Source organism: Enterobacter cloacae complex sp. P38RS (assembly GCF_014930775.1).
GTDB classification, from domain to species: domain Bacteria; phylum Pseudomonadota; class Gammaproteobacteria; order Enterobacterales; family Enterobacteriaceae; genus Enterobacter; species Enterobacter bugandensis.
Genome location: NZ_JADBRS010000002.1, coordinates 149,417 through 174,479 on the forward strand (window position 1 = coordinate 149,417; position 25,063 = coordinate 174,479).

Annotated in this window: 23 protein-coding genes; 14 read left to right on the forward strand and 9 right to left on the reverse strand. The window is 55.9% G+C overall.

What is annotated here, in order from left to right:
• Positions 1–44: 44 nt before the first annotated feature.
• Both yieE and IM303_RS04240 read left to right on the forward strand, forming a co-directional pair.
• The gene (yieE, locus tag IM303_RS04235; RefSeq protein ID WP_045629869.1) at positions 45–911 is read left to right on the forward strand and encodes a DNA-binding transcriptional regulator YeiE; all 867 of its coding nucleotides are present in this window, start codon (positions 45–47) and stop codon (positions 909–911) included.
• A gap of 158 nt (positions 912–1,069) precedes the next feature.
• Complete coding sequence (locus IM303_RS04240; RefSeq protein ID WP_049000368.1) at positions 1,070–2,539, forward strand: amino acid permease; 1,470 nt, start codon at positions 1,070–1,072, stop codon at positions 2,537–2,539.
• A 55-nt stretch (positions 2,540–2,594) separates the two neighbouring features.
• Here the strand turns inward: IM303_RS04240 and IM303_RS04245 are convergent, their stop codons facing one another.
• Complete coding sequence (locus IM303_RS04245; protein ID WP_049000366.1) at positions 2,595–4,580, reverse strand: ligand-gated channel protein; 1,986 nt, start codon at positions 4,578–4,580, stop codon at positions 2,595–2,597.
• A 268-nt stretch (positions 4,581–4,848) separates the two neighbouring features.
• Entirely contained in the window at positions 4,849–5,676 is an 828-nt protein-coding gene (gene fghA, locus IM303_RS04250) for an S-formylglutathione hydrolase (protein ID WP_192986581.1), read from the reverse strand.
• Positions 5,677–5,814: 138 nt separating this feature from the next.
• Between fghA and IM303_RS04255 the strand changes: the two genes are divergently transcribed.
• From IM303_RS04255 to mglC, 7 genes are all read left to right on the forward strand, one after another.
• Positions 5,815–6,963, forward strand: a complete 1,149-nt coding sequence (locus IM303_RS04255; protein WP_045259730.1) for a YbfB/YjiJ family MFS transporter — start codon at positions 5,815–5,817, stop codon at positions 6,961–6,963.
• Positions 6,964–7,065: 102 nt separating this feature from the next.
• Positions 7,066–7,734 (forward strand): GTP cyclohydrolase I FolE, encoded by a 669-nt coding sequence (gene folE, locus IM303_RS04260; RefSeq protein WP_023330924.1) that lies wholly within the window; start codon positions 7,066–7,068, stop codon positions 7,732–7,734.
• An 18-nt stretch (positions 7,735–7,752) separates the two neighbouring features.
• Positions 7,753–8,910 carry a DUF418 domain-containing protein YeiB gene (gene yeiB / locus IM303_RS04265; protein ID WP_047367961.1) on the forward strand — a complete coding sequence of 386 codons (1,158 nt, stop codon included), beginning with the start codon at positions 7,753–7,755 and terminating at the stop codon, positions 8,908–8,910.
• Between the two features lie 155 nt (positions 8,911–9,065).
• Positions 9,066–10,088, forward strand: a complete 1,023-nt coding sequence (gene galS / locus IM303_RS04270; protein WP_048960194.1) for an HTH-type transcriptional regulator GalS — start codon at positions 9,066–9,068, stop codon at positions 10,086–10,088.
• A gap of 294 nt (positions 10,089–10,382) precedes the next feature.
• Entirely contained in the window at positions 10,383–11,381 is a 999-nt protein-coding gene (gene mglB, locus IM303_RS04275; RefSeq protein WP_008500923.1) for a galactose/glucose ABC transporter substrate-binding protein MglB, read from the forward strand.
• Positions 11,382–11,460: 79 nt separating this feature from the next.
• Positions 11,461–12,981, forward strand: coding sequence for a galactose/methyl galactoside ABC transporter ATP-binding protein MglA (gene mglA / locus IM303_RS04280; RefSeq protein WP_028013859.1), 1,521 nt, complete (start codon positions 11,461–11,463; stop codon positions 12,979–12,981).
• 15 nt (positions 12,982–12,996) lie between these two features.
• Complete coding sequence (gene mglC, locus IM303_RS04285; protein WP_013097952.1) at positions 12,997–14,007, forward strand: galactose/methyl galactoside ABC transporter permease MglC; 1,011 nt, start codon at positions 12,997–12,999, stop codon at positions 14,005–14,007.
• 49 nt (positions 14,008–14,056) lie between these two features.
• Here mglC and IM303_RS04290 read toward each other — a convergent pair whose 3' ends face one another.
• From IM303_RS04290 to IM303_RS04315, 6 genes are all read right to left on the reverse strand, one after another.
• A complete protein-coding gene (locus IM303_RS04290; protein ID WP_193359703.1) occupies positions 14,057–15,445 on the reverse strand; it encodes a glutamine synthetase family protein in 1,389 nt (462 codons plus the stop codon).
• Positions 15,446–15,566: 121 nt separating this feature from the next.
• Positions 15,567–16,286: an outer membrane permeability protein SanA gene (sanA, locus tag IM303_RS04295; RefSeq protein WP_028013857.1), complete on the reverse strand. Its 720-nt coding sequence runs from the start codon at positions 16,284–16,286 to the stop codon at positions 15,567–15,569.
• A gap of 126 nt (positions 16,287–16,412) precedes the next feature.
• Positions 16,413–17,297 carry a cytidine deaminase gene (gene cdd / locus IM303_RS04300; RefSeq protein ID WP_049000363.1) on the reverse strand — a complete coding sequence of 295 codons (885 nt, stop codon included), beginning with the start codon at positions 17,295–17,297 and terminating at the stop codon, positions 16,413–16,415.
• A 129-nt stretch (positions 17,298–17,426) separates the two neighbouring features.
• Complete coding sequence (locus IM303_RS04305; RefSeq protein ID WP_041909023.1) at positions 17,427–18,122, reverse strand: CidB/LrgB family autolysis modulator; 696 nt, start codon at positions 18,120–18,122, stop codon at positions 17,427–17,429.
• The gene (locus tag IM303_RS04310; protein WP_192986585.1) at positions 18,119–18,514 is read right to left on the reverse strand and encodes a CidA/LrgA family protein; all 396 of its coding nucleotides are present in this window, start codon (positions 18,512–18,514) and stop codon (positions 18,119–18,121) included. Before IM303_RS04310 ends, IM303_RS04305 begins: the two co-directional genes overlap by 4 nt.
• Positions 18,515–18,704: 190 nt before the next feature.
• A complete protein-coding gene (locus IM303_RS04315; RefSeq protein ID WP_049000361.1) occupies positions 18,705–19,409 on the reverse strand; it encodes a type 1 glutamine amidotransferase in 705 nt (234 codons plus the stop codon).
• A 59-nt stretch (positions 19,410–19,468) separates the two neighbouring features.
• Here IM303_RS04315 and IM303_RS04320 point away from each other — a divergent pair, with 59 nt between their 5' ends.
• From IM303_RS04320 to IM303_RS04335, 4 genes are all read left to right on the forward strand, one after another.
• Positions 19,469–20,266: a helix-turn-helix domain-containing protein gene (locus IM303_RS04320; protein ID WP_126326827.1), complete on the forward strand. Its 798-nt coding sequence runs from the start codon at positions 19,469–19,471 to the stop codon at positions 20,264–20,266.
• 41 nt (positions 20,267–20,307) lie between these two features.
• Positions 20,308–21,240 (forward strand): tRNA dihydrouridine(16) synthase DusC, encoded by a 933-nt coding sequence (gene dusC / locus IM303_RS04325; protein ID WP_193359613.1) that lies wholly within the window; start codon positions 20,308–20,310, stop codon positions 21,238–21,240.
• Positions 21,241–21,392: 152 nt separating this feature from the next.
• Entirely contained in the window at positions 21,393–22,811 is a 1,419-nt protein-coding gene (mdtQ, locus tag IM303_RS04330) for a multidrug resistance outer membrane protein MdtQ (protein WP_192971285.1), read from the forward strand.
• 50 nt (positions 22,812–22,861) lie between these two features.
• The gene (locus IM303_RS04335; RefSeq protein ID WP_192971286.1) at positions 22,862–23,626 is read left to right on the forward strand and encodes an SDR family oxidoreductase; all 765 of its coding nucleotides are present in this window, start codon (positions 22,862–22,864) and stop codon (positions 23,624–23,626) included.
• 44 nt (positions 23,627–23,670) lie between these two features.
• Here IM303_RS04335 and IM303_RS04340 read toward each other — a convergent pair whose 3' ends face one another.
• Positions 23,671–24,243, reverse strand: coding sequence for a DedA family protein (locus tag IM303_RS04340; protein ID WP_028013848.1), 573 nt, complete (start codon positions 24,241–24,243; stop codon positions 23,671–23,673).
• Between the two features lie 157 nt (positions 24,244–24,400).
• Between IM303_RS04340 and IM303_RS04345 the strand changes: the two genes are divergently transcribed.
• Complete coding sequence (locus tag IM303_RS04345) at positions 24,401–24,988, forward strand: Yip1 family protein (protein ID WP_028013847.1); 588 nt, start codon at positions 24,401–24,403, stop codon at positions 24,986–24,988.
• The last annotated feature ends 75 nt before the right edge of the window (positions 24,989–25,063 follow it).

The window sequence follows — 25,063 nt, forward strand, 5'->3', positions numbered from 1 at the left end:
TTGATTATATATTTATAATCAATCTTTATAAGTGGTAAGCAACCATGCACATTACATTGCGTCAGCTGGAAGTGTTTGCCGAGGTGCTGAAAAGCGGCTCGACGACCCAGGCGTCACAAATGCTGGCGCTCTCGCAGTCTGCCGTCAGCGCGGCGTTGACCGATCTCGAAGGCCAGCTGGGCGTCCAGCTGTTTGACAGGGTAGGGAAGCGACTGGTGGTCAACGAACATGGCCGCCTGCTTTACCCGCGCGCGCTGGCGCTGCTGGAGCAGGCTATTGAAATCGAGCAACTGTTCCGCGAGGACAACGGCGCGATCCGCGTATTTGCCAGCAGCACCATCGGCAACTACATCCTGCCGGAAGTGATTGCCCGCTACCGCCGGGACTTCCCGACCCTGCCGCTGGAAATGAGCGTGGGTAACAGCCAGGACGTGATCAACGCGGTGATTGATTTCCGCGTGGATATCGGTCTTATCGAAGGTCCTTGCCACAACGTCGATATCATTGCCGAGCCCTGGCTGGAGGATGAGCTGGTGGTGTTTGCGTCTCCGGCCTCGTCGTTATTGCAGGGCGAGGTGACGCTGGAGCGGCTGGCGCAGGCGCAGTGGATCCTCCGCGAGCAGGGTTCCGGCACGCGCGAGATTGTCGACTACCTGCTGCTGTCGCATCTGCCGCATTTCCAGCTGGGAATGGAGCTGGGAAACTCAGAGGCGATTAAGCACGCGGTGCGTCATGGCCTGGGCATCAGCTGTCTTTCCCGGCGGGTGATTGCCGAACAGCTGGAGACCGGATCGCTGGTGGAAATCCCCGTTCCGCTGCCAAAACTGGTGCGCACGCTGTGGTGCATCCACCATCGTCAGAAACACCTGTCCAGTTCACTGCAGCGTTTTCTGCGCTACTGCGAGATGTAAAAGCGCCCCTCACCCCAAAGGGGAGAGGGAAAAATAATGCGTTACTTATAATCCTGGACGCGTCATGAAGCTCTCTTATAACAGGGTATTTCTGCCGGAAGGAACGCAGATCGTCTGCTACAATCGCGCCTCATTTATTAAATGGACAGCATTTTCACATGGTTTCAGAAACTAAAACCACAGAAGCGCCCACGCTACGTCGTGAACTCAAGGCGCGTCACCTGACGATGATCGCCATTGGCGGCTCAATCGGTACAGGTCTTTTCGTTGCCTCTGGCGCAACGATTTCGGCAGCCGGCCCGGGTGGGGCATTATTCTCTTATATCCTGATTGGCCTGATGGTTTATTTCCTGATGACCAGCCTGGGCGAACTGGCGGCATACATGCCGGTGTCAGGTTCGTTTTCGACCTACGGACAAAAATACGTTGAGGAAGGCTTCGGCTTCGCGCTGGGCTGGAACTACTGGTACAACTGGGCCGTCACCATCGCCGTGGACCTCGTCGCCGCGCAGCTGGTGATGACCTGGTGGTTCCCGGACACGCCGGGCTGGATCTGGAGCGCCCTGTTCCTCGCCGTCATCTTCCTGCTGAACTACATCTCCGTGCGCGGCTTTGGCGAAGCGGAATACTGGTTCTCTTTGATCAAAGTGGCAACCGTCATCATCTTTATCGTCGTCGGCGTGGCGATGATCGTGGGTATTTTCAAAGGGGCTGAACCTGCGGGCTGGAGTAACTGGACCATCGGCGACGCGCCGTTTGCCGGGGGCTTCTCGGCGATGATTGGCGTGGCGATGATTGTCGGCTTCTCCTTCCAGGGAACGGAGCTGATTGGTATCGCGGCCGGTGAATCCGAAAACCCGGAGAAGAACATTCCGCGCGCGGTGCGTCAGGTGTTCTGGCGTATCCTGCTGTTCTACGTGTTCGCTATTTTGATTATCAGCCTGATCATTCCGTATACCGATCCAAGCCTGCTGCGTAACGACGTGAAAGACATCAGCGTCAGCCCGTTCACCCTGGTCTTCCAGCACGCGGGCCTGCTCTCAGCGGCGGCGGTAATGAATGCGGTGATCCTGACGGCGGTGCTGTCGGCGGGTAACTCCGGCATGTACGCCTCCACCCGTATGCTTTATACCCTGGCCTGCGACGGCAAAGCGCCGCGCATTTTCTCGAAACTGTCCCGCGGCGGCGTACCGCGCAACGCGCTGTATGCCACCACGGTGATTGCCGGCCTGTGCTTCCTGACCTCCATGTTCGGCAACCAGACGGTGTACCTGTGGCTGCTTAACACCTCCGGGATGACGGGCTTTATCGCCTGGCTGGGCATTGCCATCAGCCACTACCGTTTCCGTCGCGGCTACGTCATGCAGGGTCATGACCTGAATAACCTGCCGTACCGTTCAGGGTTCTTCCCGCTGGGGCCGATTTTCGCCTTCGTTCTGTGCCTGATCATTACTCTGGGTCAGAACTATGAGGCCTTCCTTGCGGACACCATTGACTGGGGTGCCGTCACGGCGACCTACATTGGTATTCCGCTGTTCCTGGTCATCTGGTTTGGCTACAAACTGACGAAAGGAACCCGCTTCGTTCGCTACAGTGAAATGGATTTCCCGGAACGATTTAAACAATAACCGCGCTTCCTCTCTTTCAGCCCGCTCACTCGAGCGGGCTTTTTTTATGGGCAGATCAGAAGCTGTAGGTCATGCCAACCGTATAGCGACGCCCGTCCAGCACGGTGTCATATGTGTCGTAGTCAATCTGCTTATCCAGCACGTTATACACACCGGCGGTAACCAGCAGGTTTTTGTTCGCGTTGTAGCGCAGACCGACATCAACCTGAGTGTAGGACGGTGTGCCCTGGGTCATTGACGTGCGGCTCAGGTACTCAGACGTTTTACCGCGAAGGTTCAGACGGCTCCAGAAACCTACGTCGGGCGTCGCCTGCCAGTCCAGGGTGGTGTTGAACATGTGCTTCGGCATCTTGTTCAGCGGCTTGCCTGAGAACTGACCGCTCTTCTGCTCAGATTCGGTATAGGTATAGTTTGCGGTCCAGTTTACATCGCGCGAGATTTTCCAGCCGAAGGAGGACTCCACGCCGCGCATGTTGGCTTTGTCCACGTTAACGCGGTCGCTCACGAAATCATAGCTGTGATCGCCAATCGTACAGGCGGGATCGGCGCTGCTGTTACAGCGGCGAACTTCCGTAATCTTGTCCTTGAAGTCGGTATTAAACAGCGTCACGCCGGCATTCAGGTTATCGTTGTTATCCCAGAGCAGGGCGAGCTCTTCGCTCAGGCTCTTCTCTGGTTTCAGATCCGGGTTGCCAACGATGATACCGTCAAGACGGCCGCCACCCGTTACCTGGCCCCAACTGGCAGACGACTGCCGCAGATCCGGCGCACGATAGCCAGCCGAAACCCCGCCTTTCAACGTCCAGTGATCGGCCAGGTGCCATACGCCGTAACCGCGCGGCGTCCAGTTCGTCCCGTAGTTTTGGTCTTTGTCCATACGCAGGCCGCCGGTCAATGTAAAGCTTTCCGTCATTGACCATTCATCTTCGGCAAACAGGGCCCAGCTCCAGCGCGTCAGTTTGTTCAGGCCGTCCGCAGCTTCCAGCTGATTGCCCTCGTCGCGCAGTTTCTCATACCGATACTGCCCGCCGAGGGTCAACGTATGATCGCCGAGGAAAATCTGGTTCTGGTTGTTGAAGGTGGTGTTATACGAGCGCATTTTGCGACCTGGATTATTGGTCTCTTCCTGCTGGATATAGCTGGTGGTATTGAAGTCGTCGTAATACCCGCTGTGGGTTAAGGAGTAAGTTGTGTGCTCATAGCGTGAGTCGCTTTTAGTATTTGGCTTACAGGTCGTTCCCCGGCAGGTTTCAGCCGCTTTCGACATCCCTGGCGTGCTGTTTCTGTCCTGAAGCTCGCGAGCAAAATCAAGATCGAAATCGTTCTTCTCATCCGGGGTGAAGTTCAGGGTAATGCCACCGTTACGCATTTTCTGCTCGTTATACCCGTTCACGATTTTATCTTCGGCGCGGCGTGACAACAGCCCCGTCACTTTTGCGCCAAGCAGACCGTCAATCAGGGGACCAGAAGCGTAGGCGTTGGTCTGGAAGATATCGCCGGAATCATGGTTTTCCTGGAAGGTTGCATCGCCGTGCAACGAACCGGTCCAGGCTTTAGTGTTTGAGACTTTTTTGGTAATGACGTTGATGACGCCACCCATCGCATCGGAGCCGTAAAGTGAGGACATCGGGCCGCGGATAACCTCAATGCGCTCAATGGACTCCAGCGGCGGCAGCCAGCCTTGTTCAATACCCGAGTTGTCGCTGTTTGGGCGGGTGCTTCGCGTACTGACGCGTTTGCCGTTCACGAGGAACAAGGTGTACTGAGATGCCATGCCGCGAATGCTGATATCACTGCTACTCCCGCCGCCGGTGACGACCACGCCCGGGACGTCTCTCAGGGCATCGGTAACATCACGGTAGGCTTTATCTTCAATCTGCTGTTTCGAAATAACAGAGATGGAGGCGGGGGCATTCTGGATCTTTTGTTCAAAACCCGTCGCGGTGACGACAACGGTGTCCTGATCGGCTGCGTGAACGAGAGGGGTGAATGTGGCAGCGCCAACGGCGACGGCCAGGAGCTTAAAGCGGGGTATTGTCATTTGTACATTCCGTATAAAAATGAATAAAACTCCATCGGGATAACCCTGAGAACTGTATGTTTTTGTCTTTTAAGAACTCTTTAAGATGGAGAAGAGCCTGGAATTGTACAAAAGAATGAAGAATTGTAAACACAAATGATAATTGAAATCATTTGTGTTTGAGGGGAGTGAAAGGAAACCAGCCTGGATTCAAGCGGATAGAACTATGTAAATGAGGGGGAGGGGAAAGGCCCGGTATGCAGGAGGCTACCGGGCAAAAAGGCTGAACTTACCTGAACAGATGTTCCGCATGGAAGCGGAGATGATCTTCAATAAAGGACGCCATAAAGTAATAGCTGTGATCGTATCCCGCCTGAATGCGCAGCGTCAGCGGCCAGTCCTTCTGGCGCGCCGCCTCAGCCAATATCGCAGGCTGTAGCTGTCCGGCGAGGAACTGATCCGCATCGCCCTGATCGATAAGCATCGGGAGCGCGCTCGCCGAATCGCTTGCCAGCATCAGCGCGCAGCTGTCCCATTCCTGCCATTTCTCTTCATCTTTACCCAGATAGTTTGTGAAAGCTTTTTGTCCCCACGGCACCTGCGTTGGGTTCACAATCGGCGCGAACGCAGAGACGCTGGTGTATTTCCCCGGGTTTTTCAGCGCCATGATTAACGCCCCGTGCCCGCCCATGGAGTGCCCGCTGATGGCGCAGCGGTCGCTCACCGTAAATTCGGCCTTAATCAGCGCTGGCAGCTCGTCGCGAATGTAGTCATACATGCGGTAATGGCTCGCCCACGGCTGCTCGGTGGCGTTGAGATAAAATCCGGCACCTTTGCCCAGGTCGTACCCGGCATCGTCCGCCACATCATCGCCGCGCGGGCTGGTGTCGGGCATCATCAGCGCAATGCCCAGCTCGGCCGCAATACGCTGCGCGCCCGCTTTGGTAGTGAAGTTTTCGTCATTACACGTCAGGCCTGAAAGCCAGAACAGAACCGGCGGGTTTTCCGTCGGGGGCAGGAAAATGCTGAACGTCATGGCGCAGTTCAGCGTGGTGGAGTCGTGCCGCCAGCGCTGCTGTCGACCTTCAAAACAACGGTGCTCTTCGAGCAGTTCCATGCAGGGCTCCTTAATGAGAATAGCTATTCATTAGAGCCATAATACAGCGTTTTCATTTACCTGTGAGCAACTTTCACTTTCGCGGAGCGGCGAGATGCTGCATCATAAATTTACTTTTCTTTAACAATTGGAGCGGTCATGGCGCTGCGTATTGCGCTTAGTGGGTTTGTCGTTCTGGTGGTGGCGATGGGGATAGGGCGCTTCGCCTTTACGCCTCAGGTGCCGCTGATGATTGCCGCCGGGCAACTCACGCTCACCAGCGCAGGTCTGGTGGCGGCGATGAATTATCTGGGCTATCTGGTGGGCGCATGGGATGCCATGCGGGCCCACCGCTTTGTTGAAACGCGACTCTGGCTTGGCATCACCGGTGCGGTTGCGCTGACCCTGCTCTCCGCCGCCGCGGATAACGCCGTTGTGCACGGCCTGCTGCGCTTTGTGATTGGCTGCATGAGCGGCTGGTCAATGGTGCTGATTGCCGCCTGGAGCAACGAGCGGCTGGGGCAGTTGGGTAAACCGGGGCTCAGTGCCGCCGTGTTTGCCGGTCCTGGCGCGGGCATCGCCCTGAGCGGCCTGCTCGCGGTCTATATTCAGGCTAAATCCCTTTCGGCCGGTGCGGCGTGGCAAATCTACGGCGTGCTGGCGCTGGTATTGGTCGCGCTGGTGGCGCGCTATCTGCCGCGTTCCGGACAGCTTCATCGACCCGGCAGCGCGCCAGAGCCGCTGTTGCTGACGACGGATCTCAAGCGCCTGGTCTGGAGCTACAGCCTGGCGGGATTTGGCTATATCCTTCCGGCGACCTTCCTTTCGCAAATGGCGGCGGTGCGTTTTCCCGGCAGCCTGTTTGCCCAGTTTGTCTGGCCGATTTTTGGTGCCGCGGCCGTGGTGGGGATTGCGCTCAGCATTCTTTTGCGCCACACCTCAACGGCTAACCGCAGGCTGGCGATAGTGCTGTGGTTACAGGGGGCGGGCGTGCTGGCGGCCTGGCTGCTGCCGGGCATTGGCGGCTTGCTGACGGGCGGGCTGCTGGTCGGCGGCGGGTTCCTCTGCGCGGTGCAGCTCTCTCTTTTATACGGCCGCGAACTGGCACCGAACCACACGCGCTATATGGCGGGGCTGCTCACCACCGGGTATGCCATCGGGCAATTGGTGGGGCCGGTGACCTCGGCGTTATCAACCTGGCTAACCCACCGGCTGGAGCCTGCGCTGGGGCTGGCTGGCGTTGCGCTGTTTGTCGCGGGTGCCCTGGTCTGGAATCGCCACGCTGAAAGGCAACAGCAATTGCAATAATTATCGTCGTGAATACTGGATTATGTGCGTCGCCTCACGCACAATGAGCGCATACTTTTGCCACAACGAGGGCGAAAGACGCCACACCTGCAGGAGAACAAAATGTCATCACTCAGTAAAGAAGCTGCCCTGGTCCACGAAGCCCTGCTCGCGCGCGGTCTTGAAACGCCACTGCGTCCGCCCGTTCAGGATATGGACAATGAAACCCGTAAAAGTCTGATTTCCGGGCATATGACCGAGATCATGCAACTGCTGAATCTCGATCTGAGCGATGACAGCCTGATGGAGACGCCCAAGCGTATCGCGAAAATGTACGTTGACGAAATTTTCTCCGGACTGGATTACGCCAACTTCCCGAAAATTACCGTCATCGAAAACAAGATGAAGGTGGATGAGATGGTGACGGTACGAGATATCACCCTGACCAGCACCTGCGAGCACCATTTCGTGACCATCGACGGCAAAGCGACCGTGGCGTATATCCCGAAAGACACGGTGATTGGCCTGTCGAAGATCAACCGTATTGTGCAGTTCTTCGCGCAGCGCCCTCAGGTGCAGGAGCGTCTGACGCAGCAGATCCTGATCGCGCTGCAAACGCTGCTGGGTACCAATAACGTGGCGGTCTCTATTGATGCGGTGCACTACTGCGTGAAAGCGCGCGGCGTGCGTGATGCGACCAGTGCGACCACTACCACCTCGCTGGGCGGCCTGTTTAAATCGAGCCAGAACACCCGCCAGGAGTTCCTGCGCGCTGTGCGTCACCACAATTAATCAAACAGGGCAGGGACCATGGAGCGAAACGTCACGCTCGATTTTGTTCGCGGCGTCGCCATTCTGGGTATCCTGCTGCTGAATATCAGCGCCTTCGGTCTGCCGAAGGCCGCTTACCTCAATCCCGCCTGGTACGGCGACATCACCCGAAGCGATGCCTGGACGTGGGCGATCCTCGACCTGTTTGCCCAGGTTAAATTCCTCACGCTGTTTGCGCTGCTGTTCGGCGCGGGCCTGCAGCTTCTGCTCAAACGCGGCACGCGCTGGATCCAGTCGCGCTTAACGCTACTGGCAATTCTCGGCTTTATCCACGGCCTGTTCTTCTGGGACGGTGATATTCTTCTCGCTTATGGGTTAGTCGGGCTGATCTGCTGGCGGCTGATTCGCGACGCGCACAGCGTGAAAAGCCTGTTTAACACCGGCGTGATGCTCTATCTCATGGGGCTCGGCGTCCTGCTTTTGCTGGGGCTGATCTCCGGTGACGCGACAAACCGTTCCTGGATCCCGGACGCCGCTAACCTCCAGTACGAGCAGTACTGGAAGCTGAAGGGCGGTACGGAAGCGATAAGCAACCGTGCGGATATGCTGGGCGACAATCTGCTTGCCCTGGGGGCGCAATACGGCTGGCAGCTGGCGGGCATGATGCTGATGGGCGCGTCACTGATGCGCACCGGCTGGCTGAAAGGGGAATTCAGCCTGCGACACTACCGCCGCACCGGCGCGGGGCTGGTCCTGCTGGGCGTGCTGATTAACCTTCCGGCGGTGATGGCGCAGTGGCACCTTCACTGGGATTACCGCTGGTGCGCGTTCCTGCTGCAGGCGCCGCGTGAATTGAGCTCGCCGTTCCAGACCATCGGCTATGCGGCGCTGATCTATGGTTTCTGGCCGCAGCTTTCTCGCCTGTGGATCGTCAGCGCCGTAGCCTGCGTTGGGCGGATGGCGTTAAGCAATTACCTCCTGCAGACGCTGATCTGCACCACGCTTTTCTATCGCTTTGGCCTGTTTATGAAATTCGACCGCCTCGGACTACTGGCGTTTGTTATTCCGGTCTGGATAGTAAACCTGGCGTTTTCTGTCATCTGGCTGCGTTATTTCCGCCAGGGACCGCTGGAGTGGGTGTGGCGTCAGTTAACCGCACATGCTTCGGGGGTATCATTGAGTAATACATCCAGATAACGATCTGGATCACAATCATTAACAAAACGGATGTAAGCGTTTTCATGAGTGTGAGCTTCTTCACGTAGTCCCCTTTCTCTCGCTGCCAAAATAGCCACCTTGCTAAACACAGGGGGTGTCTGTGAGTTGCTGCAATTCTTTGAAGGATGGTGAATATGATCACCATTCGTGACGTCGCCCGTCTGGCGGGCGTTTCTGTGGCTACCGTCTCCCGCGTGCTGAACAACAGCGCGCTGGTCAGCCCTGAAACCCGTGAAACCGTAATGAAAGCCGTGACTCAACTCGGGTACCGGCCAAATGCCAACGCCCAGGCGCTGGCAACACAGGTCAGCGATACCATCGGCGTGGTGGTAATGGATGTCTCGGACGCCTTTTTCGGTGCGCTGGTGAAAGCGGTCGATGTGGTCGCCCAGCAGCATCAGAAATACGTGCTGATTGGCAACAGCTATCACGAGGCGGAAAAGGAGCGTTATGCCATTGAAGTGCTGATCCGCCAGCGCTGCAACGCCCTGATTGTTCACTCAAAAGCCTTAAGCGATGAAGAGCTGGTCGGGTTTATGGAACAGATCCCGGGCATGGTGTTAATCAACCGCATCGTCCCGGGCTATGCCCACCGCTGTGTCGGGCTGGATAACGTCAGCGGCGCCATGATGGCCACCAAAATGCTCATCAATAACGGCCATCAGCGGATCGGCTATCTGGCCTCCAGCCATCACATTGAAGATGACGAGCTGCGGCGTGAGGGGTGGCAAAACGCCCTGAAAGAGCACGGTATTACGCCATCAGAAAGCTGGATTGGCACCGGCACGCCGGATATGCAGGGCGGTGAGGCGGCAATGGTGGAACTGCTGGGCCGCAATCTGCAGCTTTCTGCCGTGTTTGCCTATAACGACAGCATGGCGGCAGGCGCGCTGACTGCGCTGAAGGATAACGGCATTGCGGTGCCACAGCATTTGTCATTGATTGGTTTCGATGATATTCCGATTGCCCGTTACACCGACCCGCAGCTGACAACGGTGCGCTATCCCATTGCTTCTATGGCAAAACTGGCGACCGAGCTGGCGCTACAGGGAGCGGCAGGGCTGCTGGATCCGGGGGCAACTCACTGCTTCATGCCGACGCTGGTGCGTCGTCATTCCGTCGCCGCCCGGCAAATTGTGGTTCCGATCACTAACTGATTACACCAGGTGATGTAACCGTTTTCAATCTGTGAGTAAATTCACAGTATCTTAACAAGGCGCTGACTATGATGTCAGCGTTTTAGGGGCTGAAACGCTATGTAACGGTGATTATTCGCTTTCACCATAGCCAATGTGCCGCAAACAACGAATAAAACGCATTTCTGGAGCGTTACCGACCACGGAAGATAGAAATTTTATAAGTGAACGTCGGCTGTCAGTAACGTTTTATTAACACCTGCCTGCCGATCGTTATTCACAAGAACTACCCTGCATAAAAAAACCGGAGATACCATGAATAAGAAGGTGTTGACCCTGTCTGCTGTAATGGCAAGCATGCTTTTTGGTGCAGCAGCGCACGCTGCGGATACCCGTATTGGTGTGACCATCTATAAATACGACGACAACTTCATGTCTGTTGTGCGTAAAGCAATTGAGAAAGATGCGAAAGCAGCGCCAGACGTACAGCTGCTGATGAATGACTCCCAGAACGACCAGTCCAAACAGAACGATCAGATCGACGTTCTGCTGGCTAAAGGCGTTAAGGCCCTGGCGATCAACCTGGTTGACCCGGCTGCAGCAGGCACGGTTATTGAGAAAGCGCGCGGCCAGAACGTGCCAATCGTCTTCTTCAACAAAGAACCTTCCCGTAAAGCGCTGGACAGCTATGACAAAGCGTATTACGTCGGTACTGACTCTAAAGAGTCCGGCATTATTCAGGGCGATCTGATCGCGAAGCACTGGGCGGCGAACCCGAACTGGGACCTGAACAAAGACGGTCAGATCCAGTTCGTGCTGCTGAAAGGCGAACCCGGCCACCCGGATGCTGAAGCGCGTACCACCTATGTTATCAAAGAGCTGAACGACAAGGGCCTGAAAACCCAGCAGCTGGCGTTAGATACCGCGATGTGGGACACCGCTCAGGCGAAAGATAAGATGGACGCGTGGCTGTCTGGCCCGAACGCGAACAAAATCGAAGTGGTCATTGCCAACAACGATGCGATGGCAATGGGTGCGGTTGAAGCGCTGAAAGCTCACAACAAATCGTCCATCCCGGTATTTGGCGTGGATGCCCTGCCGGAAGCGCTGGCGCTGGTTAAATCTGGCGCAATGGCTGGTACCGTTCTGAACGATGCCAACAACCAGGCGAAAGCGACCTTCGATCTGGCGAAAAACCTCGCCGACGGTAAAGGCGCGGCGGATGGCACCAACTGGAAAATTGACAACAAAATCGTTCGCGTGCCTTACGTGGGCGTAGACCAGTCCAACCTGGCTGAGTTTATCGGTAAATAAGATCTTCGTTTTGTCTTCACTGGGCGCAATTCGTTGCGCCCTTTTATAACGCGATATGCGAGGCCAACAAGGTATAATTATGGTCAGCACAACTACTCAGTCGTCCGGTGAATACTTGTTGGAAATGACAGGCGTCAACAAGTCCTTCCCCGGTGTTAAGGCACTCGATAATGTTAATTTAAAAGTCCGTCCTCACTCTATTCATGCATTAATGGGGGAGAACGGTGCGGGTAAATCAACGTTATTAAAATGTCTTTTTGGGATCTATCAAAAAGATTCTGGCAGCATTCTTTTTCAGGGGAAAGAGATCGATTTCCATTCAGCGAAAGAAGCGCTGGAAAACGGTATCTCGATGGTTCACCAGGAATTAAACCTGGTACTGCAACGCTCGGTAATGGATAACATGTGGTTGGGACGTTACCCAACTAAAGGTGTGTTTGTCGATCAGGATAAAATGTATCGCGACACCAAAGCGATTTTCGATGAGCTGGATATTGATATCGATCCGCGCGCCCGCGTGGGGACATTATCCGTTTCCCAGATGCAGATGATCGAAATTGCCAAAGCGTTCTCCTATGATGCGAAAATCGTCATCATGGATGAACCTACCTCGTCATTAACGGAAAAAGAGGTTAATCACCTTTTTACCATTATTCGTAAGCTGAAAGAACGCGGCTGCGGCATTGTGTACATCTCGCACAAAATGGAAGAGATCTTCCAGCTGTGCGATGAAATTACCATCCTGCGCGACGGCCAGTGGATTGCCACGCAGCCGCTTGAAGGGCTGGACATGGACAAGATCATCGCCATGATGGTCGGCCGTTCCCTGAACCAGCGCTTCCCGGACAAAGAGAACAAGCCAGGTGAAGTAATCCTCGAAGTGCGCAATCTGACCTCGCTGCGCCAGCCGTCCATCCGCGATGTTTCTTTCGACCTTCACAAAGGCGAAATTCTTGGCATTGCTGGCCTGGTAGGGGCAAAGCGTACCGACATCGTGGAAACCCTGTTTGGCATCCGCGAGAAGGCCGACGGCACCATCACGCTGCACGGGAAGAAAATTAACAACCATAATGCCAACGAAGCCATTAATAACGGTTTTGCGCTGGTGACGGAAGAACGTCGTTCGACCGGTATTTATGCTTATCTGGATATTAACTTTAACTCGTTAATCTCTAATATTCGCAATTACAAAAACAAAGTCGGGCTGCTGGATAACTCCCGCATGAAGAGCGATACCCAGTGGGTAATTGACTCCATGCGCGTGAAAACGCCTGGCCACCGTACCCAAATCGGTTCGCTTTCCGGTGGTAACCAGCAAAAAGTTATTATTGGCCGTTGGTTATTAACCCAGCCAGAAATTCTGATGCTGGATGAACCGACCCGCGGTATTGACGTCGGCGCGAAGTTTGAAATTTATCAGCTGATTGCCGAGCTGGCGAAAAAGAATAAAGGGATCATTATTATTTCTTCCGAAATGCCGGAACTGTTAGGGATCACGGATCGTATTCTGGTTATGAGCAATGGTCTCGTTGCCGGTATTGTTGACACCAAAACGACAACGCAAAACGAAATTTTGCGTCTTGCGTCTTTGCACCTTTAAGATCAGGGGCTCCTCATGAGTGCGTTAAATAAAAAAAGTTTTCTCACTTACCTGAAAGAAGGCGGTATTTACGTTGTTCTTTTAGTCCTGCTGGCCATTATTATTTTCCAGGACCCTACGTTCTTAAGCCTGCTGAACCTGAGTAATATTCTGACCCAGTCCTCCGTGCGTATCATCATTGCGCTGGGCGTGGCGGGCCTTATCGTCACCCAGGGGACGGACCTTTCTGCCGGTCGTCAGGTCGGCCTGGCGGCGGTTATTGCGGCAACCCTGCTGCAGTCGATGGAAAACGCCAACAAGGTGTTCCCGGAGATGGCGACTATGCCGATTTTCGTGGTGATCCTGATTGTCTGCGCCATCGGGGCGGTGATTGGCCTGATCAACGGTATTATCATCGCTTACCTGAACGTGACGCCATTTATCACCACGCTGGGTACGATGATCATCGTTTATGGTATCAACTCCCTGTACTACGACTTTGTGGGCGCGTCGCCGATTTCGGGCTTTGACAGCGGCTTCTCCACCTTCACGCAGGGGTTTATCGCGCTGGGCAGCTTCCGCCTGTCGTACATTACCTTCTATGCGCTGATTGCGGTGGCGTTCGTCTGGATCCTGTGGAACAAAACGCGCTTCGGTAAAAACATCTTCGCTATCGGTGGTAACCCGGAAGCGGCGAAAGTGTCCGGGGTAAACGTTGCCCTGAACCTGCTGATGATTTACGCGCTGTCCGGTGTGTTCTACGCCTTCGGCGGGATGCTGGAAGCAGGCCGTATCGGCTCCGCAACGAACAACCTTGGCTTCATGTACGAGCTGGATGCGATTGCGGCCTGCGTGGTCGGCGGCGTCTCCTTCAGCGGCGGGGTGGGGACCGTGCTCGGCGTGGTCACCGGTGTGATCATCTTTACCGTCATCAACTACGGGTTGACCTACATTGGCGTGAACCCGTACTGGCAGTACATCATCAAGGGCGCCATCATCATCTTCGCGGTGGCGCTGGATTCACTGAAGTACGCCCGTAAGAAGTAATCGTCACTCGCCATACCCGGCCCGCTCACCGAGCGGGCTTTTTTATGGCCTATGCCAGATGGGACTCTTCTTGCGTCACAATGCGCTCAAACCACTCGAGTTCAGAAAGCTTGCAGGCGACCCACTGTTCGGAAAAGGCGTCGCCCAGGCTGTCGGTGAGATACTGACAGCGGGCGAAGGCCTCAATTGCCTCCTGCTGGAACAGCGGGAGTTCCGGTTGGTCCTGCTGCGGTTCCGGGAGTTCCCCCTCGTCGATATGTTCCAGCCCGAACAGCATGCCGGTCAGGATTGTGGCCGCCACCAGATACGGATTCGCATCGACTCCGGCCAGTCGGTACTCGATACGACGGTTGCTCTCTTCCGAGCAGGGAATGCGCAGGGCAGCGGAGCGGGTGTTATACCCCCACGAGTTAAAGACGGGTTCCGTCAGGTTTTTTCGCAGGCGACGAAACGCGTTGACCCCCGGCGCAAGAATGGCGACGGAGGCGGGCATCAGCGCCAGCTGGCCCGCGATGCACAAGCGCATCATGCTGCTCAGCGCGTTCACCGGCGAGGCAAAAACGTTCTCGCCACGGCTGTTGTTCAGGCTGAAATGGATGTGCAAACCGCTGCCGGAGAGCTGGCTGAAGGGCTTAGCCATAAAGTTAGCCTGAAGACCGTGCTTTTCAGCGACATAGCGGGTCAGGCGGCGCAGGGCCAGCACGTTATCACAGACCTCTACGACGCGCTGGCTGTGCTTCAGGTTTAATTCGTACTGTCCGGACTCGGCTTCCGCTACCACCCCTGACAGCGGGATGCGCTGAAGGTGCGCCAGCTGTTCCAGTTCGTCAAAAAGCGCCGCGTGCGCCGACGAGGTGTCCATGTGAAAACAGCCCTGATTTTGCGGATCGCGATCGCCCTGTCCCGTCAGGTAAAACTCGATTTCCGGGGCAATGACCGGGAAAAGGCCGTGCTGGTGGAAGCGGGCCACGACGTTCTGCAGTATCGCGCGTGGCTCAAGCGGGCAGGGGTTACCGTCGCCGTCCTTCATCGTCAGCAGGATCTGCGCGGTATGCTCCGGATCCTGCGGACAGGGACGCAGAGAACCGGCGACCGGGACGCACAGCCGGTCGGGTTCATCATAAAGCGGGGCGGCGATTTTTCCCTTCTGATCCATGGAGTAAACGGAAAGCGGAAAATAACAGCCTTTTTCCAGACTCAGCATGCTCTCCACCGTGAGGCGCTTGCCGCGCATCGTGCCGTTGATATCGTTCAGGTAAACGTCAACGTGTTTCGTCTGCGGGTAGCGTTCCAGATAGTCGGCCACTTCCACGGCAATATTGTGCTGGAGGGCGTCAATTTTTTCATCCAGCCAGAGACCAGAATTAAGTGCGCCGGGGAGTGATAATCCGGGAAAGTTAAAGTAAGGGCGGAGACTTTTGAGGAAAAACGCATTCATTATCGAGTTCATAGTCATTCTTCAATGAAGCCGTAGCGGCAGTGAACTCAGGTTAAAAGAGCTGGCGTAAAGGGGGGATAAAAAGCGTCAGTGCCGGCGTAAAGAAAGTATAAAGGCAGGCCTACTTTTTCTCTTTTTTCTGCATATCCAGCAGCTGCTCCGGCGTCACCGCCGGGTAACCCTGCGCGTCTTCCGGCACTTCATGCATTGCCGGGATCGGCACCAGCGGGCCTAAAAAACGCGGTTCGCGTTTGAAGATATACAGATCGGCCAGGGCGCCAAAGCGGGCGCCAAACTCGCGGACGCGCACGCTCAGCATATCTTTTGGCGACGGCACCGCATAGCACTGCGCCTGAATGCCCATATGCAGGGCGATAAACAGCGCGCGCTCGCAGTGGAAGCGCTGGGTGATGATGATGAAGTCGTTGGTGTCGAAGACCTTACGGGTCCTCACGATGGAGTCCAGGGTGCGGAAGCCCGCGTAGTCGAGCACGATGTCGGCCGGATCGACGCCTGCGGCAATCAAATCCTTCCGCATCGTCACCGGCTCGTTATAGCTTTGCAGCGCGTTATCACCGCTCAGCAGCAGGTAGTTTACCTTGCCGCTGTTGTAGGCGTTCAGCGCGCCCTGAATGCGGTAGCGGTAATACTGGTTGATAACGCCGGTGCGGTAATACTTGGCGGTGCCGAGCACCACGCCCACCTGACGATAGGGCAGGTCCTGCAGGTCATCAAAGATGTAGGGAGCGGTTTTCCAGCTCATCCAGCGGTCAAGACCCAGCACGATAAACAGCAGTATGCCGACCAGGACAGACAGGCTGTAAAAAACGCGCTTTAACATGAAGATGGCTCGTTCGTGGATGAAATTTAACTCAGGCTACTTTACCCGCCTGGTTAGCGCAAGAAACAGCGACTCAACTGAGGGGTTTTTCAGCAACGTGGCGGACATTTCTGTCCGCCGGAAGGTTTACGCCAGCAGGACGCGGTCGATCGTCGTGCAGCCTAACGCCTTGAGCGTTGCGGCGGTGGCATCCCACTGAATCAGCGGCGCATCGGCCTTTTCGGCCAGAACGGCACGCTGAATGTCCGGATAATCGTAGCCGTTCAGGCTCAGCAGGTTGAGTGCGCCCTGCAGCGGCGGCAGCGTTGGGTTAAACGCGGCGTTTTCCGCATAGCTGCCGGTGAAGATACGGCCATCGCGGCACTGCAGTGCCACGCCGCTCGGGGAGTTGCTGTACGGGGTGTGGCTCTTGTTCGCCGCGCGTATGGCCGCCTGGTTCAGGTCATCGCCGGACAGGGCGAAACCGTGATCCTGCTCGTCCATCAGCAGCGTTTTAATCTCAAGATCTTTCGGACCGAAGGCGTCAGGCAGGTAGTCCCCCAGCGTGTGCGGCGCGCGACCCGGCAGGTTAATGCGCAGCTGCAGCCCGCTGTTCAGCTCGTTCATAAACTGGCGGCAGTGGCCGCATGGGGTGTAGTTTACGGTGATGGCGCTCAGGGCTTTCTCACCGCGCAGCCAGGCGTGGCTGATGGCGCTCTGCTCGGCGTGAACGGTCTGCTGCATGGTTGCGCCGAGGAACTCCATGTTCCCGCCGAAGTACCAGGTTCCGCTGACGCCGCGCGCGATGGCGCCGACGTTGAAGTGGGAAAGATCGGCCCGGGCGCAGGCGGCAGCCAGGGGCAGCAGTGCGAAAGCCAGCGCGTCTTCATCCAGCCCGGTTGTCTGTTTAAGCACCGTGACCTGCTCCGCCGTCAGCAGGGCGGGGAAATGTGCATCTGCCAGAACGGGAGCCAGGGCTGACTGCAAATTCTCTGCAAGCTGAGCGAAGGCAGCTTGAAAACGTGGGTGCATGGCGTTTGCCTCATAAAGGTTAATGGATCGGTAGTTTACGGAGCCGCAAGGCCTTTATATGTGATCCACATCTCATTATGTATGCAACTTATGAAATCAAAATGAAATTTGCGGGACGCATCGCAAATTTTAGCCCATCACCGCCAGAATCAGCGGGAAAATGAACGGGGCGAGCAGGGAGGTGATAATCCCGCAGATCACCAGCGCAAGCGAGCTAAACGCCCCTTCCTGATAGTCCAGCTCCGCGCAGCGGGCGGTACCCAGCGCGTGCGAGGCGGTGCCCATCGACAGCCCGCGCGCTGCTTTGGTGTGAATACGCATCCCGTTCAGCAGAGTGTGGCCAAACACCGCGCCGAGAATACCGACGAAAATCACGCACATCGCGCTGATGGCTGGAATACCGCCGAGGCTGCCGCCTACCGCCATCGCGATAGGCGTGGTCACTGATTTAGGCAGGATAGAGGCGGCAATTTGCGGGGAGGCCCCCATCAACAGCGCCACCGACGTGCCGGTGATCATCGCCACCAGGCTTCCCACAAAACAGATAGTAATGATGGACTTCCACCGTGCGCGGATCTGGTGCAGCTGCTCGTATAAAGGAAAGGCAAGCGCGACAACGGCGGGCTGCAGGAGGTCGTTTAAAATTTTGCTGCCTGCAAAGTAACGCTCATAAGGAATGCCGGTGAGCAGCAGGAAGGGAATAATCACCACCATCGCCACCAGCAGGGGGTTCAGCAAGGGCATTTTAAATCGTGCGGCAAGCTTGCGCGCGGCGAAGAATACCAGCAGGGTTAACGGCAGTGACCACCAGATATTAGCCATCATTTTTTTGTTTTCTCCCCGACCACGTTACGTTCTCCATGTACCAGATGAGAACTCCAGCTCACCACCAGGAAAACCACCAGCGTACTGATCGCGCAGGAAACGACAATCGGGCCGAACTGCGCCTTGAGCAAATCAAAATACTGCATGACGCCCACGCCGATAGGCACGAAAAGCAGCGCCATATAGCGAATGAGGACGAAGCAGCCTGGATTGACCCACTTTGCAGGCAGAATTTGCAGCGCCAGTAAAACGAAGAGGATCAGCATACCGATAATGCTGCCGGGAATGGTGATGGGCAGCAGCGACGCGATGAAAATGCCGGCATACAGGCAGGCGTAAATCAGGACGAATGCGCGCAGATATTGCCAGATAATGTTCAATGGTTTGCTCATGGTGATAGTCCTTGCTGAAACGCATTCATCATACAATTAAACCTAAAAATGTGCCACGGATCACATCATGAATTTTGAGCATACCAGACATTCCGGAATGGAACGTCCGGTATCACCTTACTGGTGCAGGCTACAGTTTAGAGGAAAGGGATTGCGCTGGCGAAGTAACGCGCCAGAGAAGGCATCAGCGTCAGGCGGTCAGTTTATCGAGAAAAGAAAACAGCACCTGGTTCATTTCGCGATAATCATGCGAGCGGATTTTTTCCGCCGTTTCGACAAAACGGAATTCACCCGCACGGCGGAGGTCATTCTGCGAATGCTCAATCAGCAACTCTACCACCTCCGGCGTCAGCTCCATATGGCACTGGAAACCGTAAACCCGTTCGCTGTATTGCACGATCTGGCGGGGACAGCCCTCGCTGTAAGCCAGAACCTTAGCCTGCGGCGTCAACCCAGGCATATCGTTATGCCAGTGACCGACGTTCAGCACGCTGCCAAAGTCCTCAAACAGCGGGTTCGCCTTGCCTGCATCTGTGAGCCTGACGGGAAATTTGCCGATCTCTTTTTCCGGGCTGTGGCAAAACGCTGCGCCCAGCGCTTCGCCGATAAGCTGTGAGCCCAGACAAACGCCTATCACCGTTTTACCTGCCTCTATCGCGCGGCTGATGAGTGCCTTTTCCGCCTGCGCATCAAACCAGGGGCATTCCTCAAGCGTGGTGGCGGGGGATTGCGGGCCTCCCATGATGATAAGCAGGTCTGTGCCCCCCAGTTCCTCAGGTAAAGGTTCGCCCTGATACACTCTGGTGTAGCTCAGACTGCAGCCGCGGCTTTTCCCCCAGATTTCATAGGCGCCTGGCGCCTCGAAATGTTCATGAATAATAAAATGGATGTGCATTGCGTCTCTCTCTGGTTACGTGTACAAGCAGCATCATAAGAGGAAGGGGGGAATGTGAAATGCCAACCGTTATCGATAAAACGCCAATTCACGACGATGCTATCGGATGGTCAAGAGGGGCAATTCGCTATACGCGCGGCGAAGTCGATCCGCCTCACCAGCATTCGCAGGGACAACTTTTGTTTGCCATTAAGGGGGTTATGCTGGTTGAAACCGGCAGCAAACGCTGGGTCATACCGCCGCAGCGCGCGCTGTGGATCCCTCCCTTACAGGAGCATACCTACAGCGTGTTATCCGCAACGGAGCTTCGCGCGGTCTGGTTTAGCCCGGCACTGATTTCGCAATGCGAACCTTTTAAGCGGAAAGACGAGGTTCACGTGATTATGGCCACAGCGTTGTTCAAAGAGCTGATTGCCGGGCTGTTCAGCGCGGAATACCGGCCGGCAAGCCAGCGCAGCATGGCCGTTTTGCTGCTCGACATCCTCAGCGAGACGCAGCAGATTTCTGCCGAACTGCCGATGCCCGTGGATGAGCGCTTACATCGCGTGGCCTGTGACATCATTGCCAACAATCTCTGGGATCTCTCTCTGGAAAGGCTGGCGGAACGGGCCGCGATGTCTGAACGCACATTTTCACGTGCGTTTATCAACGATACCGGCTTTAGCTTTCGGGCCTGGCGACAGCGCGCAAGGATTTGTGCCTCGCTGGATCTCCTCGCCAACGGATACCCGGTTAAGCAGGTGGCCTGGATGCTGGGGTTTTCCGGCCCGGCGGCATTTGCGGCGGCGTTTCGCGCTATTGTTGGGGCAACGCCGGGTGATTTTCTGCCTGAACAGAAGCGCTTCCCAGCGATATAGAGAGCGGCTACTATAGCGCGTCTTTTTTCACAGGTACTGTTATGCGTGTTTTACTGGCCCCAATGGAAGGCGTGCTCGACTCCCTCGTGCGCGAGCTTCTGACCGAGGTGAACGACTACGATCTCTGCGTGACGGAGTTTTTGCGCGTGGTCGATACGTTGCTGCCAGAAAAGTCATTCTATCGTCTCTGCCCTGAACTGCATCGCCAGAGCCGGACCCCTTCCGGCACGCTGGTGCGGATTCAACTGCTCGGCCAGTATCCTGAATGGCTGGCGGAAAATGCCGCCCGCGCGGTAGCGCTTGGCTCTTACGGGGTGGATCTTAACTGCGGCTGCCCGTCGAAGCTGGTAAACGGCAGCGGCGGTGGAGCGACGTTGCTGAAAGATCCTGAGCTGATTTACCGCGGCGCGAAAGCCATGCGTGAGGCCGTGCCCTCGCATTTGCCGGTGACGGTTAAGGTGCGCCTGGGGTGGGACAGCGATGCCCGACAGTTTGAAATTGCCGATGCGGTGCAGCAGGCCGGGGCCACCGAGCTGGTGGTGCATGGCCGCACTAAAGAAGACGGCTACAAAGCCGAGCGCATTAACTGGCAGGCGATTGGTGAGATCCGCAAACGACTTACTATTCCGGTGATCGCCAACGGCGAAATCTGGGATTACGAGAGCGCGCAGGCGTGCCTGAAAGCCACCGGCTGCGATGCGGTGATGATTGGCCGCGGCGCGCTGAACGTGCCGAACCTCAGCCGGGTGGTGAAATATAACGAACCGCGGATGCCGTGGGCAGATGTCGTCACGCTGCTGCAAAAATACAGCCGTCTGGAGAAGCAGGGCGACACCGGTTTGTATCACGTCGCGCGAATTAAACAGTGGCTGAGTTATTTACGCAAAGAGTACAGCGAAGCGCTGGGATTATTTCAGGAGATCCGCACGCTGCAAACGTCGGCTGATATTGCGCGAGTTATACAGTCAAAATAAACGGCAATTATATTTAAAAATAAATAATTCACTCGGTGAATATTTTGCCGAGTATGTAAGTGTATGACAATTTGCGGATTGCCACGCGTTACTAAAAAATAGCGCGTCATCAAGCGTAAGTTGCGCCTTTATTTTTTTGAGTGCATGGCGTAATGAAACGTTTTCTTATTTTATCTCTGAGTGCTTCCCTTGTTTTTATGCTGGCTGCCTGCGCACCGGAACATTCCACGGTGTCGCCAATTCAAACGCAAACGACAGCCGCGTCCGTTAATGCCCAACTTCGTCATGCGGATTGGCCGAAAAATGAATGGTGGAAAGAATATAACGACCCGCAGTTAAATTCGCTTATTGCCAAAGCCATAGCGGATGCGCCCGATATGCAAATTGCCCGGCAGCGCATTACGCTTGCCGAAGCGCAGGCCAGAGCCGCTATCGCAGCCGATGGCCCACAAATGGATTTTTCAGCGGATGTTGAACGGCAAAAAATGTCGGCAGAGGGGCTGATGGGGCCGTTTGCCCTTACCGACCCGGCGGCGGGCACCACCGGCCCATGGTATACCAACGGCACCTTTGGCCTGACGGCGGGCTGGGATCTCGATCTATGGGGAAAAAACCGCGCCCGGATTGCAGCGCGTATCGGTAAAGTGAATGCGCAAAAAGCGGAGCTGGAGCAGACCCGCCAGCTGCTTTCAACCAGCGTTGCGCGCCTTTACTGGGCGTGGCAGACCCAGGCCGAAGCAGGGGAAGTTCTTACCCGGATTAAACAGGAGCAGGAAAATATTATCGACGCCGATCGCGAACTGTATCAGCACGGTATTACCTCCTCGGTGGAGGGCGTCGAAACCGATATACACGCCAGTAAGACTAATGAACAGCTGGCCGACGTAAAGGGCAAAATGAAGGCCATTGAAGCGCGTCTGGATGCGCTGACCGGCACCCCGGCGACACACCTTACGCGCCACCCGTTGCCTGCAGCCGAAGCCTCGCTACCGTCAACGCTGGGATATGAACTGCTGGCACGCCGTCCGGATCTGCAGGAGGCGCATTGGTATATCGAAGCCTCCATGAGCGAGGTGGAAGCCGCCAGAGCGGCGTTCTATCCTGACGTGAACCTGATGGCGTTCTTACAGCAGGATGCCCTGCACCTGAGCGATCTGTTCCGCTCTTCAGCCCAGCAGATGGGCGTGACTGCCGGACTGACGCTGCCGATCTTCGACAGCGGCAGGCTGAACGCTAATCTGGATATCGCCCAGGCGCAGAATAACCTCTCGGTCGCGAACTACAACAAAGCGGTGGTGGAGGCGGTCAATCAGGTGGCGCGTACGGCAAGTGAAGTTGAAACCCTGACGGCAAAAAATCGTCACCAGCAGCAGATCGAAAAAGACGCGGCGCGCGTGGTGGCGCTGGCGCAGGCGCGTTTTAGCGCAGGTATTATTGCCGGTTCGCGGGTCAGCGAAGCCAGAATCCCGGCACTGAAAGAGCATCTCGAAGGCGTCATGTTGAAAGGCCAGTATCTCGACGCCACGCTGCAGCTGACGTCAGCGCTGGGCGGCGGCTATCATCATGGCTAAACAGGGCCATTATCTATACTTACCTCTTTGCAGTTTTTCAGGAGGTGAGTATGAACAGAGTAGCGATTGTAACCGCATCGGATTCAGGGATCGGTAAAACCACGGCGCTGATGCTGGCAGAGCGCGGGTTTGATATTGGCGTCACCTGGCATTCGGATGAAAAAGGGGCGCTGGAAACCTGCCGTGAAGTTGAAGCGCGTGGGCAGCGTGCAGAGGCTATCCATCTTGATTTAAGCACGCTCCCGGACGGCGCTGAAGCCATTGAAACGCTCATTGCACGTTTCGGCCGGCTGGACGTGCTGGTTAACAATGCCGGAGCGATGACCAAAGCGCCATTTCTTGAGATGGCGTTTGACGACTGGCGGAACATTTTTACCGTCGACGTGGAAGGCGCGTTTCTCTGCTCACAGATTGCGGCACGGCAGATGGTGAAGCAGGGGGAAGGCGGGCGGATTGTGAACATCACCTCGGTGCATGAGCACACGCCGCTGCCTGATGCCAGCGCTTACACGGCTGCGAAACATGCGCTCGGCGGCTTAACCAAATCTATGGCGATGGAGCTGGTGAAGCACAAGATTCTGGTGAACGCCGTCGCGCCGGGGGCCATTGCCACGCCGATGAACGATATGGACGACAGCGAAGTGAAGGAAGGGTCAATGCCGGAAATCCCGCTGGCAAGGCCGGGCCACACCAAAGAAATCGCCAGCCTGGTGGCGTGGCTGTGTGACAGCGACGCCAGCTATACCACAGGGCAATCATTTATCGTCGACGGGGGCTTTATGCTGGCGAACCCTCAGTTTAAGCCGGAAGGGTAACAGGTTTCCCCTCTCCCCAAAGGGGTGAGGGGCACCAGGCTGACTCACTCCTCATCCCGCTTCTTCTCTCTGTGCCGCATCCACAGCCTGACCCCAATCACCGCCACAACCACCAGAATCAACCACGCCCAGTGCTTCAGGTGTTGGTCAAGGTTATGCAGCCACGGGCCAATCACCTCGCCACCCACGTAACCAAGCGTCGTGAAGATCAGCGCCCAGGCTATCGCGCCAACAATATTCAGCGGCAGGAAAATTTTTGGCGGCAGGCGGCTGGCACCAATCAGTATCGGCCCGATGATCCTGAAGCCGTACATAAAGCGGGTGCCTATGACGAACAGATAAGGGTGACGCTGGATCAGGCGCTGCGCGCGGTTGATTTTCTTTTTGTGTTTAACGAAACGCTTGAGCAGCGTCGGGCCAAAGCGTAGCCCCAGGAAGTAGAGCAGCTGATCGCCAATCATGCCGCCCAGCGCGACCGCAGCGACGACCAGCGGAAACTTCAGTAAGCCCTGATGCGCGGCGACGCCGCCCAGCAGCGTGATGGTTTCACCTTCCGCCACGCTGCCGATGACCAGCGCGGCATATCCATATTGTTCAATGAGTGCGTTAATATCCATTACGTAACGGTTATCTCCCTCTGCGTACCTCGTTTAATCATATACCTCATGAATCAACCGCGCGGCAATCAACGGAAATTTCCCACTGTACATAAAATAATCTAAAGCCTGCATTATACTTAAGGTATCGCTGACGGGCCGACAACAAGGGGGCGCTATGAACCATGTCTGGGGACTTTTCTCCCATCCCGATCGTGAAATGCATGTCATCAAAAGTGAGAACGAAACGGTCTCGCATCATTACACCCACCATGTGCTGCTGATGGCCGCGGTGCCGGTAATATGCGCGTTTATTGGCACAACACAAATCGGCTGGAACTTCGGTGACGGTACCGTGGTTCAGCTCTCCTGGTTTACCGGGCTTTATCTGGCCATTCTCTTTTATGGCCTGATGCTGGCAGGGGTGGCGGTCATGGGGCGCGTCATTCACTGGATGGCGCGTAACTATCCACAGCGCCCATCGCTGGCACACTGTATGGTCTTCGCCGGATACGTCGCGACCCCGCTGTTCTTAAGCGGTATTGTTGCGCTCTATCCACTGGTCTGGCTGTGCGCGCTGATCGGTACTGTTGCGCTCTTTTACACCGGTTATCTGCTGTATCTGGGCGTTCCAACCTTCCTGAATATCAATAAAGAAGAGGGCCTGAGCTTCTCCGGTTCCACGCTTGCCATCGGGGTGCTGGTACTGGAGGTGTTACTGGCACTGACGGTTATTCTCTGGGGTTATGGATACCGTCTCTTCTAAGCTCACTGCATTGCTGGTGTAAATGCCAGCAATGCAGCATCTGTTCACGATTATCCGCTGGCGACAAAGCACGGT

What these genes read in the sequence shown, in the direction of transcription:
- IM303_RS04240 (WP_049000368.1), top strand. Translation starts at nt 1,070, where the DNA reads ATGGTTTCAGAAACTAAAACCACAGAAGCGCCCACGCTACGTCGTGAA.
- IM303_RS04320 (WP_126326827.1), top strand. Translation starts at nt 19,469, where the DNA reads ATGCCAACCGTTATCGATAAAACGCCAATTCACGACGATGCTATCGGA.
- IM303_RS04310 (WP_192986585.1), bottom strand. Translation starts at nt 18,514, where the DNA reads ATGAGCAAACCATTGAACATTATCTGGCAATATCTGCGCGCATTCGTC.
- IM303_RS04305 (WP_041909023.1), bottom strand. Translation starts at nt 18,122, where the DNA reads ATGATGGCTAATATCTGGTGGTCACTGCCGTTAACCCTGCTGGTATTC.
- mdtQ (WP_192971285.1), top strand. Translation starts at nt 21,393, where the DNA reads ATGAAACGTTTTCTTATTTTATCTCTGAGTGCTTCCCTTGTTTTTATG.
- dusC (WP_193359613.1), top strand. Translation starts at nt 20,308, where the DNA reads ATGCGTGTTTTACTGGCCCCAATGGAAGGCGTGCTCGACTCCCTCGTG.
- mglB (WP_008500923.1), top strand. Translation starts at nt 10,383, where the DNA reads ATGAATAAGAAGGTGTTGACCCTGTCTGCTGTAATGGCAAGCATGCTT.
- cdd (WP_049000363.1), bottom strand. Translation starts at nt 17,297, where the DNA reads ATGCACCCACGTTTTCAAGCTGCCTTCGCTCAGCTTGCAGAGAATTTG.
- IM303_RS04335 (WP_192971286.1), top strand. Translation starts at nt 22,862, where the DNA reads ATGAACAGAGTAGCGATTGTAACCGCATCGGATTCAGGGATCGGTAAA.
- IM303_RS04290 (WP_193359703.1), bottom strand. Translation starts at nt 15,445, where the DNA reads ATGAATGCGTTTTTCCTCAAAAGTCTCCGCCCTTACTTTAACTTTCCC.
- IM303_RS04345 (WP_028013847.1), top strand. Translation starts at nt 24,401, where the DNA reads ATGAACCATGTCTGGGGACTTTTCTCCCATCCCGATCGTGAAATGCAT.
- IM303_RS04255 (WP_045259730.1), top strand. Translation starts at nt 5,815, where the DNA reads ATGGCGCTGCGTATTGCGCTTAGTGGGTTTGTCGTTCTGGTGGTGGCG.
- IM303_RS04340 (WP_028013848.1), bottom strand. Translation starts at nt 24,243, where the DNA reads ATGGATATTAACGCACTCATTGAACAATATGGATATGCCGCGCTGGTC.
- folE (WP_023330924.1), top strand. Translation starts at nt 7,066, where the DNA reads ATGTCATCACTCAGTAAAGAAGCTGCCCTGGTCCACGAAGCCCTGCTC.
- yeiB (WP_047367961.1), top strand. Translation starts at nt 7,753, where the DNA reads ATGGAGCGAAACGTCACGCTCGATTTTGTTCGCGGCGTCGCCATTCTG.
- IM303_RS04245 (WP_049000366.1), bottom strand. Translation starts at nt 4,580, where the DNA reads ATGACAATACCCCGCTTTAAGCTCCTGGCCGTCGCCGTTGGCGCTGCC.
- fghA (WP_192986581.1), bottom strand. Translation starts at nt 5,676, where the DNA reads ATGGAACTGCTCGAAGAGCACCGTTGTTTTGAAGGTCGACAGCAGCGC.
- mglC (WP_013097952.1), top strand. Translation starts at nt 12,997, where the DNA reads ATGAGTGCGTTAAATAAAAAAAGTTTTCTCACTTACCTGAAAGAAGGC.
- mglA (WP_028013859.1), top strand. Translation starts at nt 11,461, where the DNA reads ATGGTCAGCACAACTACTCAGTCGTCCGGTGAATACTTGTTGGAAATG.
- IM303_RS04315 (WP_049000361.1), bottom strand. Translation starts at nt 19,409, where the DNA reads ATGCACATCCATTTTATTATTCATGAACATTTCGAGGCGCCAGGCGCC.
- yieE (WP_045629869.1), top strand. Translation starts at nt 45, where the DNA reads ATGCACATTACATTGCGTCAGCTGGAAGTGTTTGCCGAGGTGCTGAAA.
- galS (WP_048960194.1), top strand. Translation starts at nt 9,066, where the DNA reads ATGATCACCATTCGTGACGTCGCCCGTCTGGCGGGCGTTTCTGTGGCT.
- sanA (WP_028013857.1), bottom strand. Translation starts at nt 16,286, where the DNA reads ATGTTAAAGCGCGTTTTTTACAGCCTGTCTGTCCTGGTCGGCATACTG.